We start from the raw sequence: 8655 nt of genomic DNA on the forward strand, positions 1-8655 counted from the left end.
CTACCTCTTGTCCACCGGCAGCAGCCGTGATCCGCTCGGTCATGCCCTGCTCGGCCCTCGACGCCGTCTGCCCCGCCGATGCGCTGACGCTCCCCCCGCTGCACGGGCGCGGAGATCGCGCCCCGGCCCTGTTCCGGGCTGCGGTCCGGGGAGAGGGCCGGGGTGCGGCGGCGGGCCGGGCGGTTCGGGTCCCCGTGGCCGGTGGTGCTCGTGCGGTCAGGTCTGCAGGAGGGAGCCGATCCTGTCCCAGAGGGTGAATCCGAGGTTGAGCAGTCCGACGACGATGCCGGCGGTGGTGACGGCCTTGTCCGCCGGCCTGGGCCTCCTGCTGCCGGCGCCGGTCGTTGTGGTGGACGGCCGGTGGTTCGTGTCGGCGGTCCGGGGTGCGTCCTCGTGGTGGTCCGGGGTTTTCATCGTCTTCTCCGTTGTGCCGAGCGGCCCGGTGTCCGGGAGGTGGTCCGCCCTTGTTCGTGGGGTGCCGGTCGGGCCGGTGGAGCGGTGTTCTGGGGCAGGTGCGGGCCCGGGTGGGGGTGGTCAGCTGGTGGTGGCGAGGTCGTGGAGGTGGTCGGCGAGGTCGTCGCTGGGCAGGCTGATCGGTCCGTACTCCGCGTCGCGGACGATGTCGAGGTCGTCGAGTGCTTCGCGCAGGGCGGGGTCCGGTGGGTGGGGTGCGGCGCCCAGGGCGGTGAGGTGGTCACTGACCAGGGGCAGGCAGGCGAGGTGGCAGCCGGGGACCGGCGGCAGGAGCGCCGCCGTCGCGGGGCGGCCGGGCAGGAGTGCCTCCGGGCGAACGGCCTGGGCGAACCAGTGCTCGGCGGCTTTCATCTCGCCCAGGCGGACGTGGTGGAGGTAGAGGCACAGGCACGCGGCTGCGTTTTCGGCGCCGCCGGCGAACTGCCACCAGAACTGGGCCTCCTGGTAGCGGCCCACGAGGTGGAGGAGGCAGGCGAAGACCAGGGCGCCGTGCGGTTCCACGGTGCCGTCGTGCAGGCGCTTCAGGGCGTCGGCGGCGCCGTCCTCGCCGATGATCACGCCGGCGAGGGCGCGCAGGTAGCGGTCGGCGTGATCGTGGTGGGTCAGGCTCTGGGCGTCGGCGGGCGAGCACTCCCCCGCCGGTCCGCCGGGGCCCGGGAAGGGCGGCGGACCGTCCGGTCCGGGCCGGGTGGCCGCCCTGGGCAGTTGCGGTGCGGGAACGGTGCGCCACCGTCCCTCGTACCCGGCGCCGCTGCCGACGGGGTCGTCCGTCTCATGGGCGCAGCGCTCGGCGCGGCGGACCGCGAGTTTCTCGGCGATGCGTCGGCGGCCGGCGGTGAGGTCGTAGAGGGGGGTGGGGCCGGCGGCGCGGATGCCGCCTCCGGCCAGCAGGATGTCGAGCGGGTCCATAGGGATCACTCCTCGTCGTGCGTGCGGCCGCGCACGAGCGTGCGGCGCGGTGCGAGGCGGGTCTTGAGGCGGGTTCTGGCCTGGGAGACGAGGGAGCGGACGGTGCCCTCCTCGATTCCCATGACTTCGGCGATGTGGGTGGGGGTGTAGCCGGCGAGGAAGCGCAGGACGACGACGTCGTGCTGGCGGCCGGGGAGTTTCTGGATGGCGCGGGCGACGCTGATGCCGATGCCGAGGTCCTCGACCATGCACTCGTCGACCTGTTCGAGGAGGCGCTTGGCGCGTTCGATGAGGACGTAGGCGAAGGCGGCCTCCTCGATGAGCGCGAGGTGTTCGGCCCGGCGCAGGCATTCGGCCTCCACGACCCGGCGCAGCAGGGCCCAGGCGTAGGCGGCGGGGCTGGGTTGGGCGAGGACGCGGTGCCAGCGGTCGGCGAGGGCGACGAAGACGTCGTCGACGAGGTCGCACACGACGGCGGGGTCGCCGAGGTGGGCGAAGGCGTAGTCGGTGTAGCGCTGGGCGTGCAGGTCGTGGAAGGCGGTGAACGATATGGGCAGGGGTGCCGGGTCGGGGGCCGGTCGGGGGATGCGGGTGCTGGAGGTGTCGGCCGCGTCCGCGGGCGGGAAGTCGTTCACCGCTCCCCCCGGGTCGGGTCCGGGACGGCGCCGCGCGGTGCGGTGCGGTGGTGGCGCGGCGTCCGCGGCTGGGCGGGGGGCGCGCAGGCGGTGCGGATGGTGACGGGGTGGTGCCCGGGCCGGCGGGTGGCGCCGGTCAACAACTTGGCGGGGATGGGGGTCGTCACGTGCTGGTCCTTCACTTCTCGATGGCTGCGCGCTCCGTGACGGTGAGTCAGTGCGGGGAGTCCGGAGCGTGTCTGAGGCCAGCTTCTCGGTCGAACATCGAAAATGTTCACGCCCAAGAGGAAGAAATTCCGGATCCGAGTGCTCCGATCCGGCGAACCGGTGACCCCACGAACGGGAGAGTGCCGGCAGCGCGGCCCAGGACGCCGACCGGGCCACGTGTTCAAGACTCCGCTCCTTCCGGTGGAGAAGAAGCGTTGCTCGTTCATCTCTCAGCAGAGACGGCGGCTCGCGCCGTCGGCCGGGGAGAATGATCGATCGAACGCGCACCGACCCCTGTCGGCAGCCGCGCCGGACGGACAGAATCACCCGTATGACAACCGCCACGGTCGCACCGCCCACCGGTGCCGCTCCCCTCGACCTCGCCAGGGGATTCCTGACCGGCGGCGTGATCGGGGCGTCGCTGGCCGCCTTCGTCGTCGGCTGCACTCTCGGCAGGGTCCCCCTGATCGTCGCCGGTCCGGCCCTGCTCGCGGCCTACGCGCTGCTGTTCCGCCTCGCCGGCGCGCCGCGCCGGGCCCGGGAGGGCGCCCTGGCTCCCCTCACGGCACTGGCGCTGATCGACGGACGGGAGATGCGCACGGTCAAGGGGGAGACGGACGTCCCGGTGTGCTTCGACCTGACCGTCGCCCCGGACCTGGCGCCCGCCTTCCGCATCCGGATCACCCAGGGCGTGCACGTCTCCGAACTCAGCGACCACCGGCCGGGCACGGTCCTGGTGGTCCGCTACCCTCCGGACCGGCCGTGGCTGCTGCGGATCGTGAGGCGGCCGACCCCGGAGTGGGAGGACCGGGCGGCCGGCGCCGTCCTGGAACCGGCATCCGGGCCAGTCGTGGTGGCAGACCGCCCGGACGGCTGCGCCTGGAGCCTGACCACCCTGCTCGGGGTGCTGCTCGGCGCGGCCGCCGTGGTCCTGCTCATGCGGGCCGAGCTGTTCGGGAAGGACACCGACACGCCCGCTGCCCGGCCCGTCACCTCGTCGAGCACAAGCACGAGCACGTTCTCGGTGACGGCCACGGTCACCTCCTCGACCACCGGCACGGTGGCCTTCGGCCCCGGCCGGTCGGTGCTGGACCGGGGCGTGCTGCGGGAGGCCGTCGAGTCGCTCACCGGGGGCGGGGGCCGGGACGGCAGGCAGGCGCTGACCGTCGTGGTGCGGGAGCAGCTGCTGACGGTGGTGTTCGCCCCCGACGGGGTGAGCGCCCCGGCGTTCGACCCGCGGTCGCTGCCCTTCGATCGCGTGCCCGCGCTGGTCGAGGAGGCCAGGACCACGCTCGGTGTCGACGGGCCGCGCACCTGGCAGCTCTCCGCGGAACGCCTGGCCGGTGCTCTCACGATCAGGATCGGCGTGGCCGGGGCCGGCGGCTCGGCCTCGCTGGAGGCGGACGGGCTGGGCACGGTGGTGCGGCGCAGCCCGGCCCGTTGAGGGCGCGCGGCAGCGGTGGTCGTGGTGCTGCGGGCCGGTGGAGCGGCGGGCCGGGGTGGTGCGGGCCGGTGGAGCGACGGGGTCGGAACGGCAGGAGGGACGGGCGATGGGGTGGCACGGGTACCTGGCGGTGTGGTGCGGGGTGCTGGGCGCGGTGGCGCTGGTGGGGTACGGCAGGTCGCTGGCCGGGATGACGCGCGCGCAGCGGGCGGTGCGGGTCCCGGGACGGATCGAACAGGTGCGGGTGCCCCGGAACGGCGGCTCCCGGCGCGGGGGAATCCCGGTGGTGGTGTCCTACCGCGAGCCGTCCAGCGGCGCGCGGGTCGTGGTGACGAACGACGGGGAGCACGGCGAGCAGGGTGAGACGATCACCGCCGCGTGGACGGGCCGGGAGATCGGGGTGTGCTACCCGCGCGGCAGGCCGCACGACTACCGGTTCACCGCGGACCCGCAGGCGGGCGGTCGCGGGCTGGGCCTGCCGAACACGGCGCTGTTCCTGCTGTACGCCGGCCTGGTGGTCGCCGCCGCGGTCGACCGCGGCTGGCCGTGGGCGCTGATCGGCGTCTGCGGGCCGTGGGCCCTCGTCGGCGTCTGCTACCTGCCGGGGAACGTGCGCGACACCAGTCACCGCCGTGAGCGGCTGGCATCGATGATCGCCGCCGAAGGCCGGATCGTCGCGGTACTGCGGGACGTCACCACCGACGCCGAGGGCAGTACCTCCACCACGGTCACACCAGTGGTGGCGTTCACCACCCGCGAGGGCGCGGCCGTCACCGCGCACTGCGACACGGGGGTGCCGGATCCGGCCGACTCGTACGGGCGGCACCTGACGGTCCACTACCCCGCCGACGACCCCGCCGGATTCGTCCTCGACCACGCGGCCCAGCAGCGTTCGGTAGGCTCCGACATCGCGGTCAACGTGGTGTTCCTGGTCCTCGTCGCGGCAGCGGCCGTCACGGGCGTCCTGCTGCTCTGACCCGGAGTCGGGGCCGGGTCGGCCGGCGGCTCCGAGGGGTCTGGCTCCCTCGGAGCCCGGTCCGCACGGCAGGTCTCGACCGTGGGTGAACCGGAGCCGGGTCCGCCCCGGGGACGAGCGGCGCTCCCGGTCGCGGGGCGGCGCCGGCCGTGTCGTGGCTCCTCCGCCGCCCGCACCCGGCCTGCGCCCCGGTGTCAGGACCTTACGCGGGTGCGCCTCTCGGCCCGGTCCACCGTCCCCTCGCCCGGAGCTTCGGGCCCCAGCCGTCGGCGCAGCAGCACGGCGGCCAGTGCCGCCAGTGCGAACCCCGCTCCCACCCAGGGGAGTTGGCTCGCTCCGACGGTTGCGACCGCCAGGCCGCCGGCGGCGCTGCCGATCGTGATGCCGAGGTTCGAGAACGAGATGAAGAGGCTGTTGCCGAACTCCGGGGCGTCCTGGGCGTCCCGGGCCAGCCAGGTCTGGCTGACGACGAGTCCGCCCGAGTGGACCGCGCCCCACAGGAGCACGGCGAGGACGGTGGGGCCGGCCCACGGGGCGACGGTGCGGAGGAGGACGTAGAGCAGCGCGTAGAGGACGGGGAAGGCGGTCACCGTCCGGACCGGGTCTCGCTCCAGCAGCCGGCCGAAGAGGAGGTTGCCGAGGACCATCACGACCCCGAAGGCCATCAGCAGCGCACCGATCGTCGATCCGCCGAGGTGCGTGACGCGTTCCAGGTACTCGGCGAAGTAGCCGTAGACCGAGAACATCGCCGCGAAGACGAACACCACGGCCGACAGGGACAGCCACAGCCGGGGGCGGTTCAGAATGCCCAACTGGTCCCCGTAGGAGAGACGTTGCCCGGCGGGCATGGACGGGAAGAGAGCCAGGATCCCGACCAGGGCGAGCAGGTTGGCGCCGGCGCCGAACCAGAACGCGGCCGCGAGGGAGAAGTGTTCGGCGAGATAGGAGGTGGCCGGCACACCGAACGCGAAGCCCAGCGTCACCCCGGCGAAGACGGTGGTGGCGGCCCTGGTGGCCTTCTCCGGCGGCACGAGCCGGGTGGCGGCGGTCAGCGCCACCGCGAAGAACACCGGATGGAAGAGCGCCGGCACGATCCGGAAGACGAGCATCACCGGGAAACTGTCGGTGAGCGCGTAGACGGCGTTGGAGGCCGCGAACACCGCGAGCGCCGCCGCCAGGACGGCCTTGCGCCGAACCCCGGAGGCCAGCAGTGTCGCGAACGGGCCGGCCGCGGCGACCACGAGCGCGAACACCCCCACCAGCCACCCGGCTGTCGCCGTCGGCACGCCGAGTTCCTCGGAGATCCGGGGCAGGACGCCGACGACGCCCATCTCCGTGGTGATGATGCCGAACACCCCCAGGGAGAGGGTCAGGACAACAGGACCGGTCTTTCCCATGACTGCCTTCCGCCGTCGGCCGGGCGCGGGCACGGCTGCGCCGCCCCGCCAGACCGAGCTACAAATCTAGATAGTTAGATGGGTTTGTGCGCGAAAAGGGCGCACCCCTCCCCCGCGCCGACCCGGGAACGAGCGTCAGAGCTCGTCGCGCACGTACGCCGCGAAGGCGGCGATCGTCTCCTCGTTGCGCCGGTAGAAGGTCCACTTGCCGACCCGCTCCGACACCAGCAGCCCGGCGTCCCGCAGAATCTGCAGGTAGCCGGAGACCACCGACTGGGCCAACCCGGAACGCTCCCGGATCTCCGTCACGCACACGCCGATGTGGAAGCCGACACCGCGCTCGCGGTAGTACTCCTCGTCCCAGTAGAGCTCCGGCGTCTTCAGCCAGCGCAGGAACTCCGCCCGCGCGGGATTGGCGAGCGCCTTGTGGACGGCCAGTGGATCCACCGCACACCCCTTTCGCGAGCCGGACCTCCCGGGACGTATCTAATATTCTCGATACGAAGAAACGTGTCAACCCGGAACCCCGGTTCGCGGCCGTCGCACCGCGCCCCCGCTCAACCGCCGGGTCGCGGCCGGAGTGCCCGCGCGACGCCCCAGCCCGTGGCCGCCAGGCCGGCCAGGGCGATCGGGCGCGACCACTCCCCCGCCCCGGTCGGCGCGAACGCGACGGACAGGACCAGCCCTGAGGCGGCGAGGGCGGCCAGCACGTGCGCGGGCCGGGCGCGGTCGCGCTGCGGGCCGAGGACGTCGACCAGCAGCAGATAGCCGATCAGGAGCGCGGCCACCGCCGCGATCCGCCCGAACGGGGGCTCGCCCAGCGCGGCCAGCAGGACGCTCCCGGCCGCCAGCACGGTACTGCGTGACCCGGCGAGCCGGCCGGGCCAGCTGTGCGGGCGGTGCGGCGGCTCCTCGAGCGGCGGGGCGGCCCAGAGGGCGAAGGCCGCGGCGGCCACCACGGCGGCGGGCCCGAAGCGGTCCGCCGCACCGTCGGCGGCGCCGACCCCGGCGGCGGTGAGCGCGAGGGCGACACCGGTACAGCGCAGCGCGGCCCGCTCGGCCCACCGCGACCACGGGGCCGCAGGGGCGGTCGGGGCGGTCGGGGCGGTCGGGGCGGTCGGGGCCGCGGCAGGAATCGGGGCCGCCACAGGAACCGGGGCCGGGGTCGGGACGGGGTCGGGCGTGGTCATCGGGCTCCTCCTCCGATCCGGCGGCGCAGCAGTGGTGCGAGCGCCAGGTCGAGCGCCTCGCCCGGGGTGTAGCGGGCCACCGGGATGCCCCGGGCGCGCAGTGCCGACCGCATCGCCTCGCGTTCGGCGTGCCAGAGGCGCAGGGCCACGGCGTCGATCTCGTCACCGGGCTCCACCGCGGGCTCGCCGGCCGGGATCTCCACCACGACCAGCGGGTTTCCGAGGTCGCGGACCCGGCCGAGCACTTCCAGGATCCGCTGGTCGGCGAGCGGGGTGAACGCGTACACCAGCGCGTGCCGGGGCAGTGCCGCCACCGGGAGCCGGGGTGCGAGGAGCCCGCGGTAGCCGCGGTCCTGACGGACCTCCAGCACACTCTCCACCATCCGGTAGGACTGCCGCTCCCCGCTGCCCGCGGTGAGCCAGCGCAGCTTCCCGCCGACCGCGATCAGACCGACCCGGTCGTGCCGGCGCAGGTAGGCACGAGTCAGCCCGGTGGCCGCGCGCAGTGTCTCGTCGAGACTGGAGCGGCCGGTGGCCGCGTCCCGGAAGTCGGCCAGCGTGTCCATCAGGACGACCGCGTCGGCGGCCCGCTCCGCCGCGAACTGGTTGATCTGGACGGCGTCGCGGCGGGTGGTCGACGGCCAGTGGATGCGCCGCTGGCGCTCACCGGGCACGTACGGGCGCACGCCCACCACCTCGACACCGGTGCCCTCGTGCGCGGTGGTGTGCTCGCCGATGCGTTCGGGCAAGCGCACCGGGATCGGGGTGAGGCGGGCCGCGCTCGGCTCCGGGAAGACGTCCATCGTGCCGAGGTCGGTGCGAACCGTCCGGCGGGTCAGACCGCCGGCGTCGTAGACGTCGATGTCGACGCTGCCCAGGGTCCAGCGGCCCCACCGTTCGGCCCGGAGCACGAGGTCGACCTCGTTGGTGCCTACGGTCACCGCCGTCAGGGTGACGCCCGGGCCGAGGGCGGCGGTCGGGTCGAGCCGGCCGATGCGCCCGTCGTGGCGGACGGTGATCCGTACGGTGATCGGCTCGCCCTCCAGGCAGCGGCGGGGCGTGACGTTGTTCTCGGCGTCCAGCCGGGACGGCCGGTCGTTGCCCGTGGCCGCCAGGGCGAGCAGGACGGCCGGGCCCGCCGCCAGCGCGAGCAGCCAGGGACGACCGGTGGCCAGTGCGGCGACGGCCGCGACGGTGGCCACCGTGAGCAGGCGCAGGGCCCGCTCGCCGGGCCGCCAGTACGGGGAGGGCGGCGTCGTGGGCAGGCCGGCCAGTGTGGCTCTGGTGCTGCGGGCGACCAGGCGCGCGGCGGCCCGCTCCGGGCCCCGCAGGCCTGTCCGAGGACCTGGACGACGGCCTGGACGACGGCCGGTACGCGCGCCGCTCGGGGTACCGGTGGGGGTGCCGGTGGGGCCGGTCGGGC

Annotated in this window: 10 protein-coding genes; 2 read left to right on the plus strand and 8 right to left on the minus strand. The window is 74.3% G+C overall.

Going from position 1 to position 8655, the window contains the following annotated elements:
- Window positions 1–216: 216 nt before the first annotated feature.
- From BI06_RS39910 to BI06_RS51865, 4 genes are all read right to left on the minus strand, one after another.
- Window positions 217–414 (minus strand): hypothetical protein, encoded by a 198-nt coding sequence (locus BI06_RS39910; protein ID WP_043476753.1) that lies wholly within the window; start codon window positions 412–414, stop codon window positions 217–219.
- Between the two features lie 120 nt (window positions 415–534).
- On the minus strand, window positions 535–1383 hold the full coding sequence (locus BI06_RS39915) for a hypothetical protein (RefSeq protein ID WP_051742845.1): 849 nt from the start codon (window positions 1381–1383) through the stop codon (window positions 535–537).
- A 5-nt stretch (window positions 1384–1388) separates the two neighbouring features.
- Window positions 1389–2018 carry an RNA polymerase sigma factor gene (locus BI06_RS51860; RefSeq protein ID WP_051742846.1) on the minus strand — a complete coding sequence of 210 codons (630 nt, stop codon included), beginning with the start codon at window positions 2016–2018 and terminating at the stop codon, window positions 1389–1391.
- Entirely contained in the window at window positions 2015–2185 is a 171-nt protein-coding gene (locus BI06_RS51865; protein ID WP_157855266.1) for a hypothetical protein, read from the minus strand. The genes BI06_RS51860 and BI06_RS51865 overlap by 4 nt, the downstream gene beginning before the upstream one ends.
- A gap of 371 nt (window positions 2186–2556) precedes the next feature.
- Here BI06_RS51865 and BI06_RS39930 point away from each other — a divergent pair, with 371 nt between their 5' ends.
- Together BI06_RS39930 and BI06_RS39935 are read left to right on the plus strand one after the other, a co-directional pair.
- Window positions 2557–3669 (plus strand): hypothetical protein, encoded by a 1113-nt coding sequence (locus tag BI06_RS39930; protein ID WP_043476756.1) that lies wholly within the window; start codon window positions 2557–2559, stop codon window positions 3667–3669.
- Between the two features lie 106 nt (window positions 3670–3775).
- Window positions 3776–4645, plus strand: coding sequence for a DUF3592 domain-containing protein (locus tag BI06_RS39935; protein ID WP_043476759.1), 870 nt, complete (start codon window positions 3776–3778; stop codon window positions 4643–4645).
- 194 nt (window positions 4646–4839) lie between these two features.
- Here the strand turns inward: BI06_RS39935 and BI06_RS39940 are convergent, their stop codons facing one another.
- The 4 genes from BI06_RS39940 to BI06_RS39955 all read right to left on the minus strand — a co-directional run.
- Window positions 4840–6042: an MFS transporter gene (locus BI06_RS39940; protein WP_063795130.1), complete on the minus strand. Its 1203-nt coding sequence runs from the start codon at window positions 6040–6042 to the stop codon at window positions 4840–4842.
- A gap of 135 nt (window positions 6043–6177) precedes the next feature.
- Window positions 6178–6489, minus strand: coding sequence for a helix-turn-helix transcriptional regulator (locus BI06_RS39945; protein WP_030394462.1), 312 nt, complete (start codon window positions 6487–6489; stop codon window positions 6178–6180).
- 110 nt (window positions 6490–6599) lie between these two features.
- Window positions 6600–7232: a hypothetical protein gene (locus BI06_RS52695; RefSeq protein WP_051742847.1), complete on the minus strand. Its 633-nt coding sequence runs from the start codon at window positions 7230–7232 to the stop codon at window positions 6600–6602.
- Window positions 7229–8655 (minus strand): DUF58 domain-containing protein (locus tag BI06_RS39955; protein WP_369826371.1); only part of this gene is annotated, 1427 nt, incomplete at its 5' end. The genes BI06_RS39955 and BI06_RS52695, both read right to left, overlap by 4 nt.

It is taken from the genome of Kitasatospora sp. MBT66 (assembly GCF_000710405.2).
In the GTDB taxonomy this organism is placed as follows: Bacteria; Actinomycetota; Actinomycetes; order Streptomycetales; family Streptomycetaceae; genus Kitasatospora; species Kitasatospora purpeofusca.

Coding starts and splice junctions, on each gene's coding strand:
- BI06_RS39910 (WP_043476753.1), bottom strand. CDS start 414: ATGAAAACCCCGGACCACCACGAGGACGCACCCCGGACCGCCGACACG.
- BI06_RS39915 (WP_051742845.1), bottom strand. CDS start 1,383: ATGGACCCGCTCGACATCCTGCTGGCCGGAGGCGGCATCCGCGCCGCC.
- BI06_RS39930 (WP_043476756.1), top strand. CDS start 2,557: ATGACAACCGCCACGGTCGCACCGCCCACCGGTGCCGCTCCCCTCGAC.
- BI06_RS39935 (WP_043476759.1), top strand. CDS start 3,776: ATGGGGTGGCACGGGTACCTGGCGGTGTGGTGCGGGGTGCTGGGCGCG.
- BI06_RS39940 (WP_063795130.1), bottom strand. CDS start 6,042: ATGGGAAAGACCGGTCCTGTTGTCCTGACCCTCTCCCTGGGGGTGTTC.
- BI06_RS52695 (WP_051742847.1), bottom strand. CDS start 7,232: ATGACCACGCCCGACCCCGTCCCGACCCCGGCCCCGGTTCCTGTGGCG.